The sequence below is a fragment of the Streptomyces sp. NBC_00250 genome (assembly GCF_036192275.1).
Classification (GTDB): domain Bacteria; phylum Actinomycetota; class Actinomycetes; order Streptomycetales; family Streptomycetaceae; genus Streptomyces.
In genome coordinates this window covers 1,585,018-1,609,222 of sequence record NZ_CP108088.1, presented here as the reverse complement: position 1 = coordinate 1,609,222, position 24,205 = coordinate 1,585,018, and the positions used below count along the sequence as shown (strand labels likewise).

The 24,205-nt window shown below is 72.8% G+C and carries 17 protein-coding genes; 10 read left to right on the top strand and 7 right to left on the bottom strand.

What is annotated here, in order from left to right; genetic code table 11:
* Window positions 1-34 precede the first annotated feature (34 nt).
* The 3 genes from OG259_RS07000 to OG259_RS06990 all read left to right on the top strand — a co-directional run bounded on the left by OG259_RS07000 (window position 35) and on the right by OG259_RS06990 (window position 2,612).
* On the top strand, window positions 35-310 hold the full coding sequence (locus tag OG259_RS07000) for a MoaD/ThiS family protein (protein ID WP_328941421.1): 276 nt from the start codon (window positions 35-37) through the stop codon (window positions 308-310).
* Between the two features lie 47 nt (window positions 311-357).
* Complete coding sequence (locus tag OG259_RS06995; protein WP_328941420.1) at window positions 358-801, top strand: molybdenum cofactor biosynthesis protein MoaE; 444 nt, start codon at window positions 358-360, stop codon at window positions 799-801.
* A gap of 185 nt (window positions 802-986) precedes the next feature.
* On the top strand, window positions 987-2,612 hold the full coding sequence (locus tag OG259_RS06990; RefSeq protein WP_328947017.1) for an FUSC family protein: 1,626 nt from the start codon (window positions 987-989) through the stop codon (window positions 2,610-2,612).
* A gap of 22 nt (window positions 2,613-2,634) precedes the next feature.
* On the opposite strand, the gene OG259_RS06985 is transcribed toward OG259_RS06990, so the two are convergent.
* Window positions 2,635-4,965, bottom strand: coding sequence for an FdhF/YdeP family oxidoreductase (locus OG259_RS06985; RefSeq protein WP_443051928.1), 2,331 nt, complete (start codon window positions 4,963-4,965; stop codon window positions 2,635-2,637).
* A gap of 199 nt (window positions 4,966-5,164) precedes the next feature.
* On the opposite strand from OG259_RS06985, the gene OG259_RS06980 reads away from it, so the two are divergent.
* From OG259_RS06980 to OG259_RS06965, 4 genes are read left to right on the top strand one after another with little or no spacing between them, the layout of a single operon-like run.
* Window positions 5,165-6,151 carry a Dyp-type peroxidase gene (locus OG259_RS06980; RefSeq protein WP_328941419.1) on the top strand — a complete coding sequence of 329 codons (987 nt, stop codon included), beginning with the start codon at window positions 5,165-5,167 and terminating at the stop codon, window positions 6,149-6,151.
* A 6-nt stretch (window positions 6,152-6,157) separates the two neighbouring features.
* Entirely contained in the window at window positions 6,158-7,015 is an 858-nt protein-coding gene (locus OG259_RS06975; protein WP_328941418.1) for a family 1 encapsulin nanocompartment shell protein, read from the top strand.
* A gap of 33 nt (window positions 7,016-7,048) precedes the next feature.
* Window positions 7,049-7,684 (top strand): DUF1345 domain-containing protein, encoded by a 636-nt coding sequence (locus OG259_RS06970; RefSeq protein ID WP_328941417.1) that lies wholly within the window; start codon window positions 7,049-7,051, stop codon window positions 7,682-7,684.
* Window positions 7,685-7,711: 27 nt separating this feature from the next.
* Window positions 7,712-9,175 carry a phytoene desaturase family protein gene (locus OG259_RS06965; protein ID WP_328941416.1) on the top strand — a complete coding sequence of 488 codons (1,464 nt, stop codon included), beginning with the start codon at window positions 7,712-7,714 and terminating at the stop codon, window positions 9,173-9,175.
* Window positions 9,176-9,244: 69 nt separating this feature from the next.
* Here OG259_RS06965 and OG259_RS06960 read toward each other — a convergent pair whose 3' ends face one another.
* Both OG259_RS06960 and OG259_RS06955 read right to left on the bottom strand, forming a co-directional pair.
* Window positions 9,245-9,712 carry a GreA/GreB family elongation factor gene (locus OG259_RS06960; protein WP_328941415.1) on the bottom strand — a complete coding sequence of 156 codons (468 nt, stop codon included), beginning with the start codon at window positions 9,710-9,712 and terminating at the stop codon, window positions 9,245-9,247.
* Between the two features lie 100 nt (window positions 9,713-9,812).
* Window positions 9,813-11,099, bottom strand: a complete 1,287-nt coding sequence (locus tag OG259_RS06955) for a serine hydrolase domain-containing protein (protein ID WP_328941414.1) — start codon at window positions 11,097-11,099, stop codon at window positions 9,813-9,815.
* Between the two features lie 155 nt (window positions 11,100-11,254).
* Here OG259_RS06955 and OG259_RS06950 point away from each other — a divergent pair, with 155 nt between their 5' ends.
* Complete coding sequence (locus tag OG259_RS06950) at window positions 11,255-11,932, top strand: maltokinase N-terminal cap-like domain-containing protein (RefSeq protein ID WP_328941413.1); 678 nt, start codon at window positions 11,255-11,257, stop codon at window positions 11,930-11,932.
* A 4-nt stretch (window positions 11,933-11,936) separates the two neighbouring features.
* Window positions 11,937-12,536 carry a hypothetical protein gene (locus OG259_RS06945; RefSeq protein WP_328941412.1) on the top strand — a complete coding sequence of 200 codons (600 nt, stop codon included), beginning with the start codon at window positions 11,937-11,939 and terminating at the stop codon, window positions 12,534-12,536.
* Between the two features lie 12 nt (window positions 12,537-12,548).
* Here the strand turns inward: OG259_RS06945 and OG259_RS06940 are convergent, their stop codons facing one another.
* The 3 genes from OG259_RS06940 to OG259_RS06930 form a co-directional block, all read right to left on the bottom strand.
* Window positions 12,549-13,628, bottom strand: coding sequence for a trypsin-like serine peptidase (locus tag OG259_RS06940; protein WP_328941411.1), 1,080 nt, complete (start codon window positions 13,626-13,628; stop codon window positions 12,549-12,551).
* Between the two features lie 7 nt (window positions 13,629-13,635).
* A complete protein-coding gene (locus OG259_RS06935) occupies window positions 13,636-19,107 on the bottom strand; it encodes a trypsin-like peptidase domain-containing protein (protein WP_328941410.1) in 5,472 nt (1,823 codons plus the stop codon).
* Between the two features lie 199 nt (window positions 19,108-19,306).
* A complete protein-coding gene (locus OG259_RS06930) occupies window positions 19,307-20,194 on the bottom strand; it encodes a DNA/RNA non-specific endonuclease (protein ID WP_328941409.1) in 888 nt (295 codons plus the stop codon).
* Between the two features lie 142 nt (window positions 20,195-20,336).
* On the opposite strand from OG259_RS06930, the gene OG259_RS06925 reads away from it, so the two are divergent.
* Window positions 20,337-21,146, top strand: coding sequence for a caspase family protein (locus tag OG259_RS06925; protein WP_328941408.1), 810 nt, complete (start codon window positions 20,337-20,339; stop codon window positions 21,144-21,146).
* A gap of 17 nt (window positions 21,147-21,163) precedes the next feature.
* Here OG259_RS06925 and OG259_RS06920 read toward each other — a convergent pair whose 3' ends face one another.
* A complete protein-coding gene (locus OG259_RS06920) occupies window positions 21,164-24,061 on the bottom strand; it encodes a LuxR family transcriptional regulator (protein ID WP_328941407.1) in 2,898 nt (965 codons plus the stop codon).
* Between the last annotated feature and the right edge of the window lie 144 nt (window positions 24,062-24,205).

Below are 24,205 nucleotides of genomic sequence, written 5' to 3'. Positions count from 1 at the left end.
GCACCCGCACGGAACCACCCGAGGAGGAACAGCCGTGACGACGTCGACCACACCCGCCGGAACGATCCGCTACTGGGCGGCCGCCAAGGCCGAGGCCGGTACGCCCGAGGAGCCCTATCGCGCCACGACCCTCGCGGAGGCACTGGCTCACGCCCGCTCCCTCCGCACCGACCGGCCGCGCTTCGCCCGACTCCTGGGGCACTGTTCGTTCCTGGTCGACGGTCACCCGGTCGGCCACCGGGACCACCGCGCCGTACCGCTGCCCCAAGGGGGCACGGTCGAAGTGCTGCCCCCGTTCGCGGGCGGCTGAGCCCCGCCCCCGAACCGCCGCCGCCCCCACTCCCAGGACCTGGACCCATGACGCACCTGCCCGACGCCCCCGACCCCGTCCGACTGCTCGCCGTACGTGACACCCCGCTCTCCCTCGCCGAGGTGTACGCGGCGGCGGGCGACGATGCCGCCGGCGGCACCGCCCTCTTCGTCGGCACCGTCCGCGACCACGACGGCGGCAGGCCGGTGGCCTCCCTGGAGTACAGCGCCCACCCCGGCGCGGAGGCCGAGCTGCGCCGGGTGGCCGAGAAGGTCGCCGCCGACTTCCCCGTACGCGCGCTGGTCGCCGTACACCGGACCGGTCACCTGGCCGTGGGTGACGTCGCCGTCATCGCGGCCGTCTCCTGCCCGCACCGCGCCGAGGCGTTCGCGGCCTGCGAGCGCCTGGTCGAGGACCTGAAGCACGAAGTGCCGATCTGGAAGCGGCAGATCTTCGTGGACGGCGCCGAGGAGTGGGTCGGCGCGTGCTGAGCGACCGGGGCGAGCCTGACGGCCGGGGCGCGCCGGACGCGGGGCGCGGGCCCAAGGGGCGTGACGCGCCCGGGGGTTGGCGGCGGGCCGCGGTCCGAGCCGGGCGGGCGCTCTCCCCCCGGGGCGCGCTGGCGCTCCAGAGCGTGGACGGCGCCCTGTCCTTCGCCCTGCGCGCCGCACTCGCCATGGCCGTGCCCGCCCTGCCGCTGGCCCTGGCCGGGCGGGCCGACCACGCCGTCTACACGATGCTCGGCTCCTTCACCACGACCTTCGGCCGCAACCTGCCGTACGCGCGGCGGGCCCGTGTGCTGGCGCTCGTCGCGGTGGCCATGACCGCGAGCGTGGGCTGCGGTTCGGCGCTCGCCGCATGGGCGCAGCCCAGGGACGGGGGAGCGGGCGCCGCCGTGACGGTCGCGGCGACGGCCCTGGTGGCCGGTGCGGCGAAGTTCGCCTGTGACGCGGCCCGGCTCAGCGGCCTCGGCGCGGTACTGCTGCTGTTCTCCTTCGCCGTGGCGGCCAACGGCTCCACCGACCCCGCCGACATCCTTCCCCAGACGGCCCTGGCCGCGACGGGCGCGGCCGTGGCCTGGGTCCTCGCCGTCCTCGGGTGGTTCGCGCACCCGGACCGTCCGCAGCGCCTCGCCGTGGCGGCGGCGCTGCGCGAACTGGCGGACCTGTGGGAGGCGGCGGGCGCGGGGAACGGCCGCGGCCTCGTACGGCACCGGGCGACGGCCGCCGTGCTCCAGGCGTACCGGACGCTCGGCGTCCTGCCCCCGAGCGGCGCCCAGCGGGGCGGCCGGGGAGACACCTGCCTGCGCCTCACCGACCTCGCCTGGGCGCTGCTCGTCGGTTCGGCGCGCAGGCTGCCGGACGACCCCGCCGGGCTGGCTCGGAACCTGCGCCGGCAGGTCCGGCTGCTCGTGAGCCGCCGCCGACGGCTTCCGCGGATACTGCCCGAGCTCGCGGTCCCCTCCCTGATCGCCCGGGGCGCCGCCGTCCCGGGGGCGGTCCCGGACGGTTCCACGACGCTGCGGGCCACCGAACTACGGGCCACGGAACTCGTGCTGGGGCGGGGCGGCCAGGGCCGCACGGCGATCCTGCTCGTACCCGCGCTGCGGATGGTCCTCGGCACCGGACTCGCCGGTGGGGCCGCCCTGCTGCTCGGCCTCGGCCACGGCTACTGGGCGGCGATCTCCGCCGCCGCGGTCCTGCACTCGATCAACGTGCGGACGGCGGCGCAGCGGGCCGTACAGCGGACCCTCGGCACGATGGCGGGCCTGATGCTCGCCCTCGGCGTGCTTGCCGCGCACCCCGAACCCGTCGTCCTCGTCCTGGTGATCGTGCTCCTCGAATTCCTCCTGGAGTACGTCGTCGCCCGCAACTACGGTCTCGGCGTCGTCTTCCTCACCCCGCTCGCGCTGCTGCTCACGGACCTGGCCGCCCCCTCACCGACCGGGGACCTCGTCCAGGACCGGGCGCTGAGCAGTCTGCTCGGGGTCGGCATCGCCCTGGTCTGCGCGCTCGTCGTGGTCCACGACCGTGCGGCCGTACGGGCGCAGCGCGCGCTCGCGGCATGTGCGGCGGCGTCGGCGCGCGCCGAACGCGCCCTGGAGGAACGGGCGCAGGACGGCGGCGCGGCGCGGTCGTTCCCGGTCGTCCAGACGCGACTCGCGGCGGCGGTCGTGGAGTTGCGCGAGGCCGACGACGCCGCCGCGGGCGAACTCTGGCCGGCGGAGATCGACCCCACCGAACTCGCCGCGGCGGAACGGCGCGCGTACGCCCTCCTGGACCGGCTCGCCCGCTGGGGGTGAACTCCCCGGGTCCGCGGGGGAGTCAGGCGGCCGGTTCGATCGTCACCTTCACGTGCTTCATGATCGGCTGGTCGCTCTGCGTGCTGTAGTCGACCAGCGCGCACAGCACGTTCATCTCGGGCATGTAGCCGGCCGCGCAGCCCCGGGGGATGTCGTACGGAATCGCGAGGTAGCCGTTCAGGTGCCGCCGGCTGCCGTCCTTCGCGGTGCTCGTGATGTCGACGGGTCCCATGTCGTCGATCCCGCGTTCGCGCATGTCGGCCCGGTTCATGAAGACGAGCGTGCGCAGGTTCTTGATGCCGCGGTAGCGGTCGTTGTCCGAGTAGATGGTGGTGTTCCACTGGTCGTGGGACCGCATGGTGCCCAGGGCCAGCATGCCCGGCTCGGGCACGACGTCGGGCAGCGGGGCGCTGGAGAACTCGGCGCGCCCGGACGGGGTGAGGAAGACCAGTTCGCGGGCCGGCTGCTTGATGCGGAAGCCGAGCGGGAGGCGGACCCGCCGGTTGAAGTCCTCGAAGCCGTCGAGGGCCTTGGCCATGGTGTCCCGGATGCGGTCGTAGTCCTCGATGTACCACTCCCAGGGAGTGGCGCTGTCGGGGAGCGCGGCACGGGCCATGCCGGCGACGATGGCCGGTTCGGACAGCAGCTGCGAGGACGCCGGGCGCTTCATGCCGACCGACAGATGGACCATGCTCATCGAGTCCTCGACCGAGGTGCTCTGGACGCCCTTGCGCTGGTGGTCCTTCTCGGTCCGGCCGAGGCAGGGGAGGATGAGGGCCTGCGCGCCGTGGACGATGTGGCTGCGGTTCAGCTTGGTGCTGACCTGGACGGTGAGGTCGCAGGTGCGCAGCGCCGCGTAGGTGAGCGGGGTGTCGGGTGCGGCGAGGGCGAAGTTGCCGCCCATGCCGACGAACACCTTGATCTCGCCGCGTTGCATCGCCTCGATGGTGCGGACGGTGTCCAGGCCGTGCTCGCGCGGCGGCTCGATCCCGCAGACCTCGGCGAGACGGTCGAGGAACGCGTCGCTGGGGCGGTGGTCGATGCCGCAGGTGCGGTTGCCCTGGACGTTGCTGTGTCCGCGTACGGGGGAGGGTCCCGCGCCCTCGCGCCCCAGGTTGCCGCGGAGCAGCAGCAGGTTGACGATCTCCCGGACGGTGTCGACGCCGTGCTCGTGCTGGGTGAGGCCCAGGCACCAGCTGACGATGGAGCGGTCGGCCTCGCCGTAGACCTGCGCGGCCTTGAGGATGTCGGCGCGGCTCAGCCCGGACTGGAGCTCGATCTCCTCCCACGGCGTGCCCTCGCACAGGGCGCGGTACTCGTCGAAGCCGGAGGTGTGGCGGTCGACGAATTCCTCGTCGAGGGCCTTGGGGTCGGTCGCCGACCGCTCCAGGACCGCCTTGGCCATACCGCGGATCAGCGCCATGTCGCCGCCGATGCGCGGCTGGAGGTTGAGGGTGCTGGTCTTCGTCGTCTTGAAGAGCGCCATGTCCGTGAAGTCGTGCGGGACGATGGTGCGCGTCGCGGCCGCCTCGACGAGCGGGTTGACGTGCACGATCTGGGCGCCGCGGTGGTGGGCCTCGGCGAGCGCGGTGAGCATCCGGGGCGCGTTGGAGGCGGCGTTCACCCCGAAGATGAACAACGCGTCGGCGGTCTCCCAGTCCTTGAGGTCGACGGTGCCCTTGCCCGTGCCCAGGGAGTCCTGGAGGGCTCGGCCGCTGGCCTCGTGGCACATGTTGGAGCAGTCGGGCAGGTTGTTGGTGCCCAGCTCGCGGGCCATCAGCTGGTAGAGGAAGGTGGCCTCGTTGCCGAGCCGTCCCGAGGTGTAGAACGACGCCTGGTCGGGGTCGTCGAGGCCGCGCAGGGCTCGGCCGACCACGTCGAACGCGTCCTTCCAGGTGATCGGGACGTAGTGGTCCGACTCCGGGTCGTAGACCATCGGCTCGGTCAGCCGGCCCTCGTTCTCCAGGTCGTAGTCGGTCCACTCGGCGAGCTCGGACACCGAGTGCGCGGCGAAGAACTCCCTGCCGACGCGCTTACGGGTCATCTCCCAGGTGACGTGCTTGATCCCGTTCTCGCAGATGTCCAGGTGCAGGCCCTTGGTGTCGTCGGGCCACGCGCAGCCGGGGCAGTCGAAACCGGTGTTCTCGTGGTTCATCCGCATGATCGCGCGCGGGCCGTCCACCAGCGCTCCCTCGCGTACGAGGAAGTTGGTCACGCTCTTGGCGGCGCCCCAGCCCGCGGCCGGGTGGTGGTACGGGTGGAACTCGGGGTCGCCCTCGGGGGTCGGGCCCACCCGGGGCTCCAGGGGGTCCTGTGCGTCCCGCCCGCCGGGTGCTTCCTGGTCGGTGCTCAAGGCAGTTCACCCTTTCACCTGCGGATATATGGGGCGCGACGGAACGAAAGGTCGCCCCTTGGGCAGGCTATGCCCGCCCGATCGCGGGTGCCACTCGACCCCCGGAAGGTCGTACGGGCTGCGTACCGGATCACGCGCGCCTACGCTGACGCTGTCCTTTTCATGCCCTTCTGGGTAATTTCCTTTCGGCGGGAGTCCCATGGTCGTCGTCCAACCCGTCGTCGCCCCGCCCTCCCGGGCGGGCGTGTTCCTCGTGGCCACCGTCAACCCCGGCGGCGAGACCGCGGTGCGGGAGGCGCTCCAGGACCTGACCGGCCTGATCAGGTCGGTGTCCTTCCGGTCCCCCGAATCCGCCCTCACCTGCGTCGCCGGGATCGGCTCCGACGGCTGGGACCGGCTCGTCGGCGGCCCGCGCCCCCGGGAGCTCCACCCGTTCCCGGCGCTCCGAGGCCCCCGCCACCGCGCCCCGGCCACCCCCGGTGACCTGCTGTTCCACGTACGGGCCCGGCGCATGGACCTCTGCTTCGAACTGGCCCGGCAGATCGTGGAGAGCCTGGGTGCCGCGGTGACCGTCGTCGACGAGGTGCACGGCTTCACGTACTTCGACGAGCGCGACCTCCTCGGCTTCGTCGACGGCAGCGAGAACCCCGGGGGACAGGTGGCGGCCGCGGCGGTCCACATCGGCGACGAGGACCCCGGGTTCCGCGGCGGCAGCTACGTCATCGTGCAGAAGTACCTGCACGAGATGCCGGCCTGGGACGCGCTCACCGTCGAACAGCAGGAGCACGTCATCGGCCGAGCCAAGGCGTCCAACGTCGAGATGGCCGACGACGTCAAACCGGCGGACTCGCACGTCGCGCTGAACACGATCGTCGACGAGGACGGCGTCACCCGGCAGATCTTCCGCGCGAACATGCCGTTCGGACGGATCGGAGGCGGAGAGTTCGGCACGTACTTCATCGGCTACGCGCGCACGCCCGCCGTCACCGAACGCATGCTGCGCAACATGTTCCTCGGGGACCCCCCGGGCAACACGGACCGCATCCTCGACTTCTCCCGCGCCGTGACCGGCGGCCTCTTCTTCGTGCCGAGCGCCGACCTCCTCGACGACCTGCCCGCCGCGCCGCCGGAAGCCGCCGCACGCCAGGGAGACTCCCTGGGCATCGGCGGCCTGAAAGGAGCCTGACAGCCCATGACGACCCCCGACGCCACGCCCCCCGGTGCCCCGACGGACGCCTACCGCGGAGCCGACACGAACAACCTGCACCGCGAACTCGCCCCGATCACCCCGGCGGCCTGGGCCGAGATCGAGGAGGAGGCCCGCCGCACCTTCCGGCGCAACGTCGCCGGCCGCCGCGTCGTCGACGTCCCCGACCCCGGAGGCCCCGAACTCGCCGCCGTCGGCACCGGACACCTCACCGACATGAGCGCGCCCGCCCCCGGCGTCACCGCCCGCCTGCGCGAGGCGAAATCCCTGGTCGAACTCAGGGTGCCGTTCACCGTCGACCGGGCCGCCGTCGACGACGTCGAGCGCGGCTCGAAGGACTCCGACTGGCAACCCGTCAAGGACGCCGCGCGCGCCATGGCGTTCGTCGAGGACCGGACGATCTTCGACGGGTACGAGGCGGCCGGCGTCGACGGCCTGCGCGCCAGGTCCTCGAACCCGGTCGTCCGGCTGCCCGCCGAACCGCGCGACTACCCCGACACGGTCAGCAGAGCGCTCACCGCGCTGCGCCTCGCCGGTGTCGACGGCCCGTACGCGCTGCTGCTCGGCGCCGACGAGTACCGGGCGGTCAGCGAGACCTCCGACCACGGCTACCCGATCGCGGCGCACCTCGGCCGCATGCTCGACGGCTCCCCGATCTGGGCGCCGGCCCTCAGCGGCGGCTTCGTCCTGTCCACCCGCGGCGGCGACTTCGAGCTGTTCCTCGGCCAGGACCTGGCGATCGGCTACACGGGGCACGACGCGCACAGCGTCCAGCTGTACTTCCAGGAGACGCTGACCTTCCGCACGTACACGGACGAGGCCGTCGTCGTCCTCGAAGCATGAGAGCCGGAGCTGCAGGGAACCCTGGGGGCCGCCATGAACAGTAGGTTGCTGCACGCCGCCGTACCCCGGCTCGTCCTCTCGGCGGCGGTCGCGGCGGCGGCAGGCGCCGTGGTCGGCGCCTTCACCCACGCACCCCTCGGCGTGCTCTCCGCGATCGCCGTGGGGGAGACCCTCTTCGTCGTGTCCGGTTGGATCGCCCTGTGGCCGATGGACGCCACCACCACCCATCGCAACGTACGCCGCGAGGAGTTCCGGCCCGTCGTCGAGGAACTGGCCGTCGTCGGGACGGCCGTGTGCGGACTCGTCGGCATCGTGGTGCTGCTCCTGGTCGGCACATCGGACCTGAGCCACGCCGCCGCGGCGACCGCCCTCGCCGGAGTGTTCATGGCCTGGGCGGCCCTGCACCTGATGTACGCCACCCGGTACGCGTACATCTACTACGAGAACCCCGGCGGCGGGATCGACTTCAACTCCCGGGAACCGCCCCGGTACAGCGACTTCCTCTACTTCAGCTACAACCTCGGCATGACCTATCAGGTCTCCGACACCGACGTCTCCAGCACCACGATCCGCTCGGTCGCCCTCCGCCACTGCCTGCTGTCGTACGTGTTCGGCGCCAGTATCCTGGCCACCACCATCAACCTCGTCACGGGAATCGTCACGGGCTGAGGCAGGCCCGGGTGTGGAGACCGCCTCATGACCACCGCCGTCGTCGTCGGCGCCGGGCCCAACGGACTCGCCGCAGCCGCCCTGCTCGCGCGGGAGGGCCTCGAGGTCACCGTTTTCGAGGCCGCCGAGGAGATCGGCGGCGGCACCCGCAGCTACGAGGCCGTCCTGCCCGGTCTGCTGCACGACCACTGCTCCGCCATCCACCCCATGGCTGTCACCTCGCCCGCCCTCCGGTCGCTCGATCTGGAGCGGCACGGGCTGCGCTGGCGACAGCCGGAGATCGACTGCGTCCATCCCCTGGACGACGGCACGGCCGGTGTCCTGCTGCGGTCGGTGGCGGAGACCGCGGCGGGGCTCGCCGCCGACGGCGGCCGCTACCGGGCCCTGCTGGAGCCTTCCGTACGACGGTGGGACGCGCTCGCCGAGGACGTCATGGGCCCGCTGCTCCGGCTCCCGGCGCATCCCCTGCTGCTCGCCCGCTTCGGTCTGCCGACCGTCCTGCCGGCGACGGCCCTCGCGCGGTTCTTCCGCACCCCGCAGGCGCGGGCGCTGTGGGCGGGAGTGGCGGCGCACTCCTTCCGCCCGCTCTCGGACCCGTTCGGCTCGGCCATCGGACTCGGCATCCTCGTCGCCGGCCATACCGCGGGCTGGGCCGTCGCCGAGGGCGGTTCGCGGTCCATCAGCCGCGGCATGGCCTCCGTACTCCGCGAGCACGGTGCCACGATCCACACCGGCGTACGGATCACCGACCGCCGGCAGCTCCCGCCCGCCGACGTGACTCTCCTCGACCTCGATCCCGGCCAGGTCGCCGACGTCTACGGCGACCTGCTGCCGCCTCGCGTGTCAGCCGCCTACCGACGCTTCCGGCGCGGACCCGGCGCGTTCAAGGTCGACCTCGCCGTCGAAGGCGGTGTGCCCTGGACGGACGAGCGGGCGCGCCGCGCCGGGACGGTACACCTCGGCGGTCCGCTCGACGAAGTGGCCTTCACCGAGAAGGAGGTGACGCGGGGTCGGATGCCCGAGCGGCCCTTCGTCCTCGTCGGTCAGCAGTATCTCGCCGACCCGTTCCGGTCCGTCGGCGACGTCCACCCCGTCTACACCTACGCCCATGTCCCGTACGGCTACGAGGGCGACGCGACGGAGGCGGTCCTCCGGCAGCTCGAACGCTTCGCGCCCGGCGTCCGTGAACGCATCGTCGGCCGACACGTCATCCGCCCGGCCGAGTTCGCGGCCACCAACCCCAACTTCACCGGCGGGGACATCCTTACCGGCGCCAAGACCGTCCCCCAACTCCTCCTGGGCGCCCGGCCCGCGCTCGATCCGTACGCCACCGGGCTGCCCGGCGTGTTCCTCTGCTCGGCGGCCACCCCGCCGGGCCCCGGAGCCCACGGCATGTGCGGCGCCGGGGCGGCGGCCTCCGCGCTGCGTCACCTCGGGGCGCGGCCCACGTGGCGGGACGGTCGGCCGCGCCACCACGGCTCGCGTACGTAAAGGCTCTCGTCACCGGTACAGCGGAGGGACCCTCGGTCGGCGTCCGGGTCTCGGCCTCCCGCAGGCCGGCTAGTCGCCGAGGGACAGCACGACCGCCGTGGTCCGCCCCTCGGGCGTCACATAGGTGACGGTGTCGCCCGCGTGGTGGCCGAGCAGCGCGCCGCCGAGCGGGCTGTCGGCGGTGACCATGGTCCGGTCGAGCACGGCCGCGACCTCGCCGATCTGGACGGTCGTCTCCGTGCCGTCCTCGAACCGCACCTTCACGGTGCTGCCCACGCCGACCGCGTCGGTACGGGGAGCCCCGGCGGCGTCCGCCTCGCGCAGCCGCCCGTCGATCTCGTCGATGCGGCGGTCCAGCCGGTCGAGTTCCGTGGCCCGTTCGAGTTCGTCGGCCTGGTCGGCCCGGTCGCCCGTCTGGTCGCCGCCCCCGCCCCGCAGGGTGACGGCGACGGCCTCGCGTTCGGTGCGCAGATCGTCGAGCTCCCGCTCCAGTGCCTCGCGGGCGACGGCGCTGATGGGCTCGGGTCCACCGGTCATTCCTGCTCCCGTTCTGCGGCGGCACGGTTGCGTGTCGCAGGTCAAAGACGGCATTTCCGACATTATCAGTACGATCGTCGCCCGGAGGCGTGGGCGGTGGTCAGTTCTTGCTCGGGCTCGGGCTGGTCGGTGCCGCCGCCGTGACCGGGATGTCGTAGACGTGGTCCGGGGTCACGATGCGGGTGATGGCCTGGCCGAAGAGGGTGCTGGGCTCCTCGTTGTCGTGCGGCGTGTCCGTGTTGAGGAGGACGACCAGAGTGGCCTGCGGCTCGGGCAGATAGATCGTCAGCGACTCGTAGCCGGGCAGTGAGCCGTTGTGGCCGATCCAGCCCTGGATGTCGAAGATGCCCATCCCGTATCCGGCGCCGGGGACGCCCGACGGATACGTCTTGAGGCGTTCGGCCTGGGTCTCGGGAGTCAGCAGCTCGCCGGTGGCGACCACCCGGGCCCAGGTGCGGAGGTCCTGGAGCTTCGAGATCATCGCGCCCGCCGCCCAGGCCCAGGAGGGATTCCAGTTCGTGGCATCCTCGACCTGGCCCGAGGCGGTCTGGATCGTGTAGCCGTGGGCGTGCGGGCTGGGGAACGCGGCGTCGGTCGGGAAGACGGTGTTGCGCAGGCCCGCCGGGTCCAGGACGTTCTCCTGGATGAACTCGTGCAGCGGCGTGCCGCTGACCTTCTCCACGACCAGCCCGAGCAGGATCAGGTTGGTGTTGCAGTACTCGAACTCGGTCCCGGGCTGGAACTGGATCGGGTGCTTGAACGAGAAGTCGAGCAACTCCTGCGGGGTGAACGGGCGATCGGGGTTCGAGGTGAATGCCTTGTAGAAGCCCTCGTCCGCCGTGTAGTTGAACAGCCCGCTGCGCATGGACGCGAGGTTCCGCAGGGTGATCTTGTCGCCGTTCGGCACGTCGTCGATGTACTTCGAGATCGGGTCGTCGACGCTCACCTCGCCCTGGTCGACGAGTTCGAGCAGGGCGGTCACCGTGAAGGTCTTCGTCTCGCTGCCGATCCGCATGAACAGGTTGGGGGTCATCGGCTGCCCGGTGGCCTTGTCGGCGACGCCGAAGGAGCGGATGTACGTGCCCTTGCCGGGTGCGGAGAGGCCCACCGTGACACCGGGGACGCCCGCCTCCTTCATCACGTCCTGGATCGCCTTGTCCAGGCGGGCGGCGACGGCCGGGGTGAGTTCGGGGAAGTCTCCCTGCGCGGCGGGCGCTCGCGCGGCCAAGTACGGTCCGGGGGAGGGTTGTTCGGCCGTTGCCACGTACGGGCCGGGGACGGGTGGTTCGGCGGCGAGCGCGGTCCCGGCGCCCAGCGGGGCGGCGAAGATCCCGAGAGCCGCGATTCCCGCGCAGAAGCGCCTGCGGCATGTGCGTGAGTACCTCACGGCGGCCTCCTGCCGGCCGGGGACAACACTCCATCTCCAGGCTAGGCCGGGCCGACCGGGCTCGCACGGTGACTCCGTGGCCAGGTCTGTTACGTTGCGGTTCCCGGCGCGCGGAGGATGTGGGCCGGACCGCGAAGGAGAAGGAGACCCGCACGATGGCCGTCATCCACAAGACCACGATGCAGCCCACCAAGCTGGAACTGCTCGCCGCGTGGCTCCCCTCCCGGGAGTGGCACACGGGCGGGGAGGAGGTGCGGCCGGTGAAGGCCGGCGGGTTCCGGCTGGACGACCCGGAGGGCGAAGTCGGCATCGAGTTCATGGTGGTGACCGACGGCGAGGACGACGGAGCGGCGGCGTACCTCGTCCCCATGACCTACCGCGCGGGCCCCCTGGAGGGCGCCGAGAGCGCCCTCATCGGCACCTCCGAGCACGGCGTCCTCGGAACGCGCTGGATCTACGACGGCACCCACGACCCGGTACTGGCCGCCCAGTTGCACGCGCTGTTCACCGGCCGGACCCAGGCGCAGGCCCAGTCCCTGTCGGACGTCCTCGACCCCACCGTCGCCGTCTCGCCCGTGGAGGCGGGCAACGCGGCCGACGCGGAGCTGGTACGGGCCACGGACGCCCCCGACCACACCGACGTGGTGGTACGGACCCCCGGCGCGTCCGCCCCGCTGACCCTCCGCGTACGACGCGTCCTCGGCACCGGTACGGACCCTGCTCAGGCCACCGACGGCCAGGTCACCGCCGAGTGGCGTCGCCCCGACGGAACCACCGTCCGTGAAGTGTTCGCCGAGGCCTTCGCCGAACTCGACTCCCAGAGGGTTTCTTGACTTTATGGGAACGCATATCGACGGAGTGATCGAGACGCGTACGGCGGGCGGGGAGTGGGAGATGGAGGTGGATCTTCTCGACTTCGACCTCTGGAAGCAGCGGGACGAACGCGAGTGCATGTTCGGCTACGGCGGCCGACTCGGTGTGACCCGGCCGCTGTTCGACGCGCGGGGTTGGCCGGAGGACTCCTGCGACGAGGTGCCGAAGGAGAGCAACGAGCTGAACCACAGCCACTCGTACGCGACGTGGGCCGAGATCGCGGCGGTCGACTGGGACGCGCCGGTCTGCGACGTCCCCGCCGCGAGCGAGGTGGGCGAGTGGCGGCCGGGGCCGGACGGCGAACTCGTCCTGCACGGGGTGTGCTTGGCGTCGGCCGAGGTGCGCGAAGCGGTGAAGGGACTCTTCGGTGAGAACCTGTCCCCGGACGAATGGCCACCGGGCGGCGAGGTCCATCTGAACGGTGCCGTCTACCGTCCGGTGATCTACACCGCCGGGATGATCGTTCCGCCGGACGGCGACTGGGCCCCGGTATGGGCGTCGATGCGTACGCTGGCGGGCGAGTACGGCGACGAGAACGTCCGCCTGGTCGTCTGGTTCGGCTGAGCGGTCCACCTCCTAGACCCAGTTGACCTCCGCCGCGGTGAGCAGCGGGTCGTCCAGCAACTCCCAGAGCGGGACGGCGTAGTTGCCCGTGCCGTAGCGGCCGCCGAAGTGGAGGCCGAGGACGCGGTGGTCGTCGAGGTCGAAGACCGGGGAGCCGCTGTTGCCGCCGAGGGTCGAGCAGTCGTGCTTCAGCACCAGGCCGCCCGGTGTGAAGTCGGTGGCCGCGCCCGGCTGGAGGCGCTTCACGTTGTAGACGTCCATGAAGATCCGGCGCATCGACTCGGGTTCGTTGCGCCGGCCGTCCCAGGCCGGGTAGCCGACCACGTACACCGGGCGGCCGGGAACGCTCGCCGGGGCGTCCGCGGCGACCGCGAGCGGCGTGGGCAGGCCGCCGTCCGCCGAGGGCTCGATCCGCAGCAGGGCCATGTCGACGTCCTGGTGGATTCCGATGATCTCCGTGATCTCGTACGGCACGGACGCCCCGGGCGCCTCACCGGCGAGCGGCAGCTCCTCCGCCGGGTCGACCCGCGCCGACATGCCCTGCTCGAAGGTCCACCGGCCGTCGCCGTCCGCCGAGCGGCTGAACTCCACCGCCACATGACGGTTCGTCATCACCGCGCGCGGGCCGACGAGGAAGGCCGTGCCGATCCAGTCCAGCCGGGGGTGGCCGCTGACCTCGACCCGCCCCACGCGGGCCAAGGACTCGCGGATCGCCGGTCGTTTGTCGTCGAGGACCGCCCACTCGTCGTGCTGCGAGGCGAAGTCCTGGCGTTGCACCAGGATCGCCGGGCGGCCCTCCAGGAGGACGATCGCCTCCACGCCGAAGGACTCGTCTCCGTCGAGTTCGTCCTCCCGGTGCGAGGCCAGCTTCTCCAGGCCGCTGACTCCGGCCTCCAGGACGCGCGCCCGCTCCTCGCGGGCGAAGCGGGAGATCTCGGCAGCCGGCGCCACGTCGGCGGGGAGTTCGAACGTGGACTCGGTGATCTCCGCCTCCAGTTGGCCGCGCACCCGTGCGGCGACCTCCGCCAGATCACCGAAGATCCGCTCGGTGGCGGTCGCGACCGGCGACACGCTCTGTTGTCCGTTCGACATGGTTCACTCACCTCGGCTTCCCGTTCCCGTTGGTGGTGTTCGTTCCGCTCATGGGGTTCGTGCCGTTCGGCTGGGTCGTTCCGCTCGGCGGGCTCGGCGGGCTCGTTCCGTTCGGCGGGTGGGTCGGGGCCGGTCGGCCCGACTGGGCGGCCATGATCTCCTCGTACAACTCCGCCCGGAACTCCTTGAGATGGGCGAGAATGCCGCTCATCTGGGTCCCGACGTTCACGAATTTCGTCCTGGCGCCCTGGAACTCGACCTCGTCCACCTTCCGTGTCCCCCGGTGCAGCCCGACCACCGTCCAGTCGTCGAGGCAGACCGGGGAGCCGGAGGAGCCGCCGCGGGTGTCGGTGAAGTACAGGATGTCCTGCTCGTCCGCCCGGTAGACCAGGTTGTTGCGCAGCGCGACCCGCTTCGGAAGGCCGCCCGGGTGCTGGATGATGTTCACCGGCACGCGCTGCCGTTCCCGGACGAGCAGCGGCCGCGTGGAGACCCGGAGCGTCGGACGCTGCTCCTGGTCGGGGGAGAGCCGCACGATGGCGTAGTCGAGCGTCGCGTCCCAGGCCTCCAGCTCACCCGCCGTCGCCTCCGGCGTCGTCGCCGTGTTCTCGACGAAGTCGAAGCGCGAGCGGGACATCAGCGCCTGGAGCCGAAGATCCTCGTCGCTCACGTACGGACGGACACCCGCCTCCCACGAACGGGCCATCACCACATGGTGGTTGGTGATCAGCAGATCGGGGGCGATCATCCAGCCCGTACCGCCGTGCGGATAGGACGGGAGCAGTGGTGCCCCCGACTCGTACGGGGGGATGCGCAGAAGCGCCACGGAGGCACCGGCCCGGATCCCGCCGTGCAGGAACTCGTACGGCACGGTGTCGTCCTGGAGGACGATCTCCTCCTTCATCTCCCCGGGCATCATCTCCGCCGGCAGCTCCGCCTCGCCCGTGATCGAGCGGGCGACGGCGTCGAGGGCACTCTGCAGGACGGCACGCGGACCCGGTTCACGGGTCTGCTCGATCGCGTTGTGCAGCCAGATCTCCAGCGGCACCAGACCGTCGATCAGCCGCTCGACCTGGTTCATCGCGTTCAGGTCGGCGTGGACCTGTTCGCGGGGGTCGTCCAGCGGTTCGAGCGTGGCCGTGAAGTTGCCGGGGATGCCCTTGAGCAGGGACGGGCGAAGCGCCCGGGCGGCGAGTCCGGCCTCCATGGCGGCGTTGCGGACCCGGACGAGTTCCTCCTGCGGCAGGAACGGCTCCTTGCGGAGCGCGGCCCCGGCGGCGTTCGGCGGCGGACGCGTCCACAGCCCCGTACTGCCGTGACGAGGGCGCGGGCCCGCCCAGGGCTCCGACGGTGTTCCGGCGGGGGCGCGGTCGCCCGCGGAGCCGCCCCCGGCCGCGTCCTCCGGCGCGGACCCGCGCGGCACCGGGCCCGCGTCCATCGCGGAGGCGACCCCGAGCAGCAGGTCCCCGCTGCCGTCCCGGAGCGTGAGCGCCTGCCGGGCGACGCTGTCCAGGGTGCCGCGCCGCCGCGCCTCCCGAAGGTCCCCCTCGATCCGCTCGCGATCCAGGTGGGGAGCGTCGCCCGGCAACGCGTCGGGCTTCCCGGCCGCAGTCTCCAGGATGCGGGTCAGCGGCCCGCGGAGTCCGGGCTCGTCGGTGAGGGTGGTGTCGATCCAGCCGGCGAGCTCGGTCACCACCGCCTCCTCGTCCGCCGGAAGCCCCACCAGCCGCAGGGTGTGCTCCAGGAGCTGGGGATCCTCCGGGCAGGCCGTGGCCGCCGCCGTACGCGCCAGGGACGGCTGCCGGGCCAGGTCGGCGTCGGGCATCCCGCGCAGCGTCCGGGCCAGCCGCTCCCGCGCCGGGACGGCGTCGACGTCGGCGAGGTCGGCGAGCCGCGACCGGGCGACGAGGATGCCCAGGGACTCGAACCGCAGCCCCAGACCCGCCGCGATCGCCTCGGCCTCCTGGAGGTCCCGGTCCGCGTCCGCGAAGTCGCCCGTGTCCTGAGCGAGCCGCGCCGACAGCTGCAGCAGTTCCAGCTGGGTCTCCGCGCAGCCGGCCTCCTCCGCCCTGTCCACGGCCCGCTCGGCGCTCGCGAGCGCCTCCGCGGTCCGCCCGGATCGGGCGAGAGTCTCGGCGAGCAGCGCGTGCAGCCGGCTGCACGGCGTCCACGGGCGCCGCTCGGCGAGCCGCTGCGCCGCGTTCTCCACGTACCCCTGGGTGAGCAGGTCCTCGACCTCGCGCGCGGCGATCCGCTCCCAGTCCTCCTGGTCGGCCTCGGTCATGATCTGGTCGGGCACGTGGCCGCCGATCCTGCCGAGGAGGAAGGCGGCGGAGCGGTGCGGCATCTCCAGGTGGGTCGAACCGCCCAGGTAGACGGCGACTCCCGGATCCCAACGCTCCTCCACCGTGCGGGGGTTCTCGCCCAGCCGGAGCCGGTGGTAGATCTCCTCGGCGCGGTTCCTGGCCCCCTCGCGGGTCGCGTAGTACGCGACGGCGCTGCGGTCCACGGCCCGCATCAGATCGGTCCGCGCACTGTCCGAGAGACGCAGCATGATGGCCCGTAGATCGGCCCGGTGCCGGATGGCGTCGGGGCCGGCCGACTCCATCAGGTCGACGCGCGAGGTGAGCAGTCCGTAGAGCCGCCGGGCCTCCGCGGCGGTCTCCACCCGCAGCCCCGCCGGACCGGCGAGGACCTCCCGGACCAGGTCGGGGGTGATGAAGCGGAGGGCGAGGCCCGCCTGGACGAGGGCCCTGACGTCCTCCTCCGCGATGTGCTTGAGGATGCGGTCGTACAGCGTGCCCTGGATGAGCATCTGGTCGACCTGACGGTCGAAGTAGCGCCGCCGGGAGGGGAGTCCGCGCAGGAGTCCACCGAGCGAGGGGGAGTCGCTGCCCACGGTGACCGCCGTGCGGGCCGCCAGCTTGAGGCTCAGCGGATGGCCGCCGATCCGCTCCGCGAGGTCCTCGGCGAGCGCCTCGTCGAGGACCCCGGAGGACATCAGGAGGTCCACGGAGGCCTGGTGGTCGAGCTCGGTGAGCTCCATCGTGCGCGGGGTGAGGACCCGGGCCGGGTGGTCGAACGGTGCGCGCCCGGAGACGATGTACCGGAGGCGTGAGTAGTCCGCCCGCAGCGCCGTCCAGATGGCCCACATGCGGGAGATGAGCGGGGAGCCCCGGTACTGGGACTCCTCGGCGGAGTCGAGCACGACGACGAACGGTGGAGGTGACCCTCCGGGCGTCGGCCGGACGGCCTCGGCGATCAGGGACGCGATCCGGTGGGCGAGTTCCTGCTCCCGGGCGCTGGCGCGGGCGTGGAAGTCGGCCGAGTAGTCGCGGGCGAGAGTGGCTCTGGTACCGGCCAGTTGATGGAGGTCGTCGAGCTCGTTGCGCTCCCCGCGCTGGGCCGCCGCCGTCCGCTCGCACTCGTCGGCGAGCGCTTCGAAGGCGGTGCGCCGGGCGGGATGCTGGACGCCCAGCTGTCGGGCCATCTCCGCGATCATGGTGGCGGGTTCGTGGACGGAGAGGGTGGGACGAGCGAAGTCGATGTAGGCGAAGGGGAATCCGGTGGGCGACGCGGCCAGGGCGTCGACGAGGAACTTGGCGAGCAGGGTGCTTTTGCCGATGCCGCCGATGCCGTGGAGGATCACCGGGGGCTCCGCCGGCTCCTCGGGGAGCGCGATGTAGGCGTGCAGGGCGTCGAGTTCGGCGGTGCGGCCGTGGAAGGTGCCCCGGATCAGCCGGTGCATCGGCTGGAGCAGCCTGGCCGTCTCCAGCCGGTGCTGGACCTCGTCGACGGGGGGCAGTCCGGTGACGCCCGGCACCCGGCTGAGCCAGAGCACGGCCTGGAGGGTGTCGGACAGCTCCGCGACGTCATCGTCGTGGGGCTGGGGTTGGGGCTGGAGCCGGGCCTGGGCGGGGGCCGGGGCCTCGGGGTGCGGGTCGGCGGGCGGCAGGGCCTTGCCGGTGCCGGTGAGGAGCGTCAGGGCCGTGCGTTCCGGGCCGGGGCCCTCGGGCCGCAGCCCGATATTGGTCCGCAGGGCGTCCAGGGCTGCCTCCGGGCCCGCGAGGCCCGTCAGGGCCGCCTCGCGGATCTCGGGCTTGAGCGTCCAGACCGTGGCATCGGGGGAGGGCAGGGCGGTGCAGTCGTCGACGAGTTCGAGGACGGCCCGCCCGGTGGACCGCTCCTCGCCGGGCAGTCGGAGCAGCGCCGGGTCGAACTCCTGGAGCAGACAGGCGGCTTCGCGGTAGGAGAGGCGTGGATCGAGCAGGGTGGCGGCGGGGGCGGTGAGACTCGCGCGCAGGGCGTCGCGCAGGAGGTGGGCGGTCCCGTCGGTCCGCGGCGCCGTCGGTGGCAGCGCCCGGTGGAGCCGTACGACGTCCTCCACGGCCGTACACAGTCTGCGCATGTAACTGTCGCCGTTGGAAGGGCAGTCGACGGCACGTAGCACCTCGGCCACGGCCGTCTCCGTCAGCTCCTGGACGGAGTCCTCCCGCCCGATGGGGGCCGTGTCGGTGAAGAACTCCTCGAAGAAGGCCCGGAGATCGTCCTCGTCGGCGAGGCGCGTGGTGTCACGGCACTCGTTCTTGCGGATCTCGTACGGGAGCTGGCGCATCGTCGTGGCGTACCCCAGCAGCACCAGACGGGGCACCGTCTGGGCGCGTACCGGGGTGTGCTCGTAGATCGCCCGGGCCAGGACGCCGATGGCGTCCCACACGTCCGATTGCGGGTCGAGCCGGTCGCAGTCGTCGAGGACCAGCCAGAAGCGGTCCTCGGCGGCGGTGGCGCGGGCGACGATCCGGTGCGCCGCGTCCTCGAAGCAGGGCAGTGGATCGTTCAACCGTGTGGGGTTCAACGGATATCCGTCGGCCTCCGGGCCCGCGACGAAGGCCGCGAGCCGCTCCATCAGACGCGCCGCCGTCGAGGTGCGGGACAGGGTCACCCGGACCGGCCGGAAGTTCTCGTGCTGGCCGAGATGGCGGATGAACTCGTACGTGTAGGAGCGGCCGCTGTCCGGGGGACCGTCGACGATCAGCACCGTCTGCTCCGGGTCGGAGAGGAAGCCCCGCAGCTTCTCGCGCAGCTCCGACCGGTCCAGGAAGACCGCCGTCCCGTGCTTCAGGAGGTGACTGTGGAAGGGGTCCTCCGGCGAGCGCCGCAGGCTCTCGTCCTCGCGCAGCCGGGTGAGGAGGTTCCGGGCCTCGGCGCCCTGTTCGAAAGCGTGCGGAGCGTCGATGGCGGCCAGCGCGTCGAGGCCGGTGAGGACGGTGAGCAGCCGGCGCTGGTGGGCGATGTCCCGGCGGGCGGCCGCGACCACCAGCAGGGCGTTGCGGTCGGCTTCCGGGGTGAGCGGCAGGTCGTCGACGAAGTCGGCGGGGAGGCCGGAGCGCAGCAGCTTCTCGCGTGGTTCGGGAGTGTCGAGGAGGTGATCCCGTACCCAGCTGGCGACGAGTCCCCACTCGGTTTCGGTGAGCGGCATACCGCACCTGCCCGGCGCTCTTGGCGCAGCGCCGGTCGCTCCGGCGCCGGGACGTGAGATCGGTCAGACGGCCGATCCCTTTCATCGTTCCACCCGGCAGGCGGGGTCGCAATCCCTGCGGGGGCAAGCGGAAGTCAAGGGCGGGGCAGGTCAGGGATGCCGGGCTGGGTCACGTCAGGGGTGCCGGGCACGGGGCAGGTCAGGGATGCAGAACGATGTCCTCGTACGACTCCAGGCGCCGCCAGCGCTCCTCGGGCGCCCGCACCGCCGGCATCACGTCCACGTCCGGCAGCGGCCCGAACTCCAGCTCGGTGATCTCCGCGACGTCCGAGACCGGCACCTGGTACGTACGGAACGGGCCGAGCGGCGGCGGAGCGCCGGCCGTGGCCCCCGCGAGCGCCCGCTCCGCGTCCCGGCTGAGGTCGGGGCTCTGGTCGAGCACGTACGCGGCGGCGGCGAGCGCCCCGTCCTGGAGGAACGCGGCCACCTTCCAGAACCGCATCGGCACCTGGATCCCCCGGTACGGCGGGTCCGAGTCCTGGAGCACCGGGCCGGTGAGGACCGTCAGCTTGCGGTCGAACGCGGCGGCATGGTCGAGGAGGTAGTTCTCCAGGCCCTGCCAGAGCTGTTTTCCCTGGTTGAAGACGTCCGCCTGGGGCGCGGCGTTGGTGAAGTGGAAGGTGTCCTCGTTGGCGCGGAGCGCCGTGGCCGAGGGCCCCCAGACCGGGTCGAGCCGGCGGACGAGATGGCCGCGGTCCAGGCTGTTGTTCCGGTAGACGTCGTCGCCCGCCTGCTGTTCCTCGGGCAGCCGGGGGTCGAACCGCCAGTCGTCGTCCCGGGCCACGTCCTCCTGGAGCTCCCTCCCCTCGATGCACACGGCCGTCGAGGCCGCGAGGCGCCGGTCGGGCCGGAACACCACGGTGAAATGGGTGTACGGCAGGATCACCGTCCCGACCGATTCCCGGGCCGGGAGCGGCAGCGGGACGACCGGGCCGAGGAAGGCCTCGTCGTAGCCGGTGCGGTCGGCGAGCGCGTCACGGCGGCCACCGCGCGGGGCCGGAGGGGGCGGGGGATCGGAAGGGTTCATACGATGTAAGTACCGCGTGGAGAGGGTCGCGCTCGGCGCCGGACCACAGGCCACTCGATCAGACGCCCCGCTTCCCCTTCACAAGCCCTTCGCATCGTCCTGCTTGCCCCCGCTTTCCTCCTCTTCCGTCAGGAGGCACCCCATGGCCACCGGACTCGCCCTTCACGTCGGACTCAACAGCGTCGACCCCGCCCGCTACGAGGGCTGGGAAGGCACCCTGGTCGCCTGCGAGAACGACGCCCACGACATGGCGCGGCTCGCCCGCACCGCCGGATTCGAGAGCACCGTCCTGCTCACTCCGGACGGCACCGTCGCCAACGTCACCGCCGTGCTCGCCGACGCGGCCGCCCGGCTCGGACCCGGCGACATCATGCTCGTCACCTACTCGGGCCACGGCGGCCAGCTGCCCGACGCCACCGGTTCCGACGACGAGCCGGACGCCTTCGACGAGACCCTGGTCCTCTACGACCGTCAGTTCCTCGACGACGAGGTCCATCAGGCCTTCGGCGCCTTCGCCGACGACGTACGGATCGTCACCTTCTTCGACTGCTGCCACAGCGGCAGCAGCATCGAACTCCCCGGCGGACCGGAGGCCGACGGCACGGCCCGCTACATGCCCGAGCCCGAACAGCGGCAGCTGTACGCGCGCGACCGGGAGTTCTACACCGAGCTCCGGCGCACGCTCGCCGAGGCCGCACCCCGCAACGGAGCGGGCCCCGACGTGCTGCTCGTCTCGGCCTGCCAGGACAACCAGGTCGCCTCCGACGGCGACGTCAACGGAGCCTTCACCGAGGCCCTGCTGCGGGTGTGGGACGACGGCGCCTTCAAGGGCGGCTACCGCGACTTCCACCGGGCGATCCAGCGCAGACTGCCCCCGACCCAGAGCCCGAACCTCTACCTCACCGGCACCCCCGACCAGAAGTTCCTGGGCCAACGGCCGTTCACCGTCTGACCGGGACCCACCCGCCGCTACGGTCGGAGCGCCGTCGCCAGTTGCGCCCGCGAGCGGACGTCGAGCTTCTGGTAGATCCGCGTCAGCCGCGCCTCGACCGTCTTCACGCTCAGGTACAGCTTCGCCGCCGCCTCCTGGTTGCTGGCGCCCTGGCTCACGAGGCGGGCGAGCCGCAGCTCCGCCTCCGTGAGCGAGGAGAGAGCGGGCAGCGCCTCCTCGCTGACGGTGCCGCCCCCGGGGTTCTCTCCCGCCGCCCCCGCCGGGGACTCGCTCGCCAGGGCCAGCCACGGGGTCGCGCCGGCCCGCTCGAACACCGAGGCCGCCGTGTGCAGCGCGCTCTGCGCCGCCGACCGGCGCCGTCTGCGGCGCTCGACCCGGGCCAGGGCGATCAGCGCCCGTCCCCGTTCGAGCGGAAGCCCGGCCCGACCGAACGCCTCGGCCGTACGGGTGAGCAACTGCGCCGCCTCGTCCGTCCGCCCCTCCGCCGCGAGCCACAGGGCGTACGCCCGGTCGCAGCCCAGCAGAACCGTGGACCGGCCGAGCCGGGCCGCCACCGGCCGTACCTCGTCGAGGAGCGCCAGGGCCTCGTCGCCCGCGTCGTGGGCGAGCAGCGCCTCGGCCAGCTCCTCGTGCCAGCGCAGCATCGACGGGTCCACGGTCGACTGGGCGCGTTCGTCGGCCTGGACGCGCCGCAGCGTCTCCAGGGCGGCGGCGACGTCCCCGTTGATCAGCTGGACACGGCCGAGCGCGTACCGGCTGCGGGAGAGGAAGACCCGGTCGCCCTCCTCCTCCGAGGCCTGGACGCTGCGCCGGGCATAGCTCGCCGCCCGCGCGAAGCTGCCGCCGGCCGTCTCCGCGAGCGCCAGCGTGTACCAGGCGGGGCCGGGGGACAGGCCGGCCTCCAGGGTGAGCGCGAGGGACTGCCCCGCGTGCGCGAGGGCGGCCGCGCAGGCGCCCCTGCGGGACTCGACGGCGGCCAGCGTGGAGAACAGCTCGATCGTGTCCTCCACCGAACCACGCCGCTGGACCAGGGGCAGGAGCGCGTTCAGTTCGTCCCGGGCGTCCGTCAGCCGGTCGTCGAACAAGGCGTGACGGATCGTCAGGATCTGTGCGGCGTTGCGGATGCCGAGAGGGCGCTCGGCCAGCTCCAGTGCGCGGGCCTGCGCGAGCACCGCCTCCGCGTCCGGTGCGCCGAGGGCCCGCTCCATCCGCGCCTGCACGGTCAGCGCCTGCGCCGCCGTCCGCGGATCCCCCATGGAGGCGGCGAGCGCGGCCGATTCGACGGCCGCCGTCCGCGAGCGGTGCGGATCGCCGTCCGCCAGCACGTACTTGACGGCCAGTCGCAGCTGTACGGCCGCCCGCAGCGCGGTGTCCCCCTCGGAGTCCTCCATGGCGTGGACGTACATCTCGTCGAGCCCGGTCAGCCCCTGCCCCGCCGTGTCGAGTACGGCGAGCCGTGCCCTGACCCGGTCGGAGGGCACCGCGTCCCGGGCGAGCAGATCGGTGGCGGCCCGCATGGCGAGGTCGGCGCGGGCCGCGCGGGCCGCCTCCTCGGCGGCGTCGACGAGCCGTGCGATCCGCTGGGTTCCATGCCGTCCGGGTGTCGACTCGGCGGCCAGCAGGGCGAGTTCGGCGGCGAGCGCGCTGTTGCCGCGGCGCCGCGCCAGGTCGGCGGCGGTCGCGACCTCGGCGGCGAGGTCCTCGTCCGGGCTGTCGGTGGCCAGCGCCCGGTGCCGTACGGCCTCCACGGGGTCGTCCACGACCTCCGCCAGGGCCGCGTGCCCGGCGCTCCGCTCGGCCCAACAGGCGTCGTGCACCAGGGTCGAGGGCAGCAGCCCGGCGGTGAACGTCAGCGAGCCGTCCTCGGAGAGCGACACGAGGCCCGCCCGCTCGGCCGCCGCGAGGTCCGCCTCCGCGTTGGGCCGCCCCGCCCTCCGTACCAGGGTCGACGAGGGACGCAGCGCGAGGGCCGCGAGCAGCAGCGTCTCGCGTACGGCGAGGGGCGCGGCGCCCAGGAGCTGGCGGGCGAGATCGCGGGCGCGCCCGGAGAGTGTCAGCGCCTCCGCGTGGTGCACGGGGGTCCGCGCGTCGGCCAGTGAGCGGCCCACGGCGAGCGCGAGCCGCGGATTGCCGCCGCTGGCGCGGTGGATGCGGCCGGCCATCCGGGAGGGGAGCCGGTGGTGGATGAGGAGTTCGGCGATCTCGTCGGCGTGCAGCGGGGGCACGAGCAGCACGTCCGCCTCGGACGGCACCCAGAGGTGGGCGGCGTGCGGGTCGTCGGGGCGGTGGGGTTCGCGGTAGGGCTCGCCGGCCTCGCCGTACGGCTCCGGCGTCTCGACGGCCACCACCCGCAGCGCGGGCGGCGCCAGGTGCAGGGCGAAGCGCAGCAGGTCCGCGCTGTCCGCGTCGACGTGCTGCACGCCGTCGACGACGAGGAGGACGGGGCCCCGGTAGGTCAGGGTGCGCAGGATCTGCGCGATGCCGAGCCGGAGCGCGATCGGGTCCCAGCCGCCCGCGTCGAGCGGAGCCTCGCGGCAGAGCATGGCGACGGCGGTGCGCTGGGGGCCGGGCAGTTCGTCGAAGACCGCGGAGGCCTCGGGCGGGGCCGAATCCAGTCCCGGCCAGGTCGCGCTCGCCGCCACCGAGGCCACGAGCGCGGCGGCCGAGGCCCCGGGTATCTCGCGGTCGGACGGCAGGGTCGCCAGCCACAGCACGGTCTCGCCGCGTGCCTCGGCGCGGGTCGCCTCGGCGAGCGCGACTTCGGTCTTGCCGACCCCGGCGGGTCCGGTGAGCAGGGCACGGCCGCGGAGGTGGAGGGCACGTTCGAGCCGGGCGAGGAGTTCCTCGCGGCCCACCGGAGCAGAGGGTCCCCCCGGAATCGCCGCGCGCAGGGCGGCGTACGGAGCTGTCGTCACTGTCCACCACCTCCGGCGCGCTCGGGCCCCGGCCCATGAGCCCCGTGGGCAGAGAATACGGAGCCCACCGGCGGAGTCCAGGCCCCTTGTCCGGCATACGGACAGTGCACCCCGGCGGGACGGCACCCCCGAACGCCAGGACGC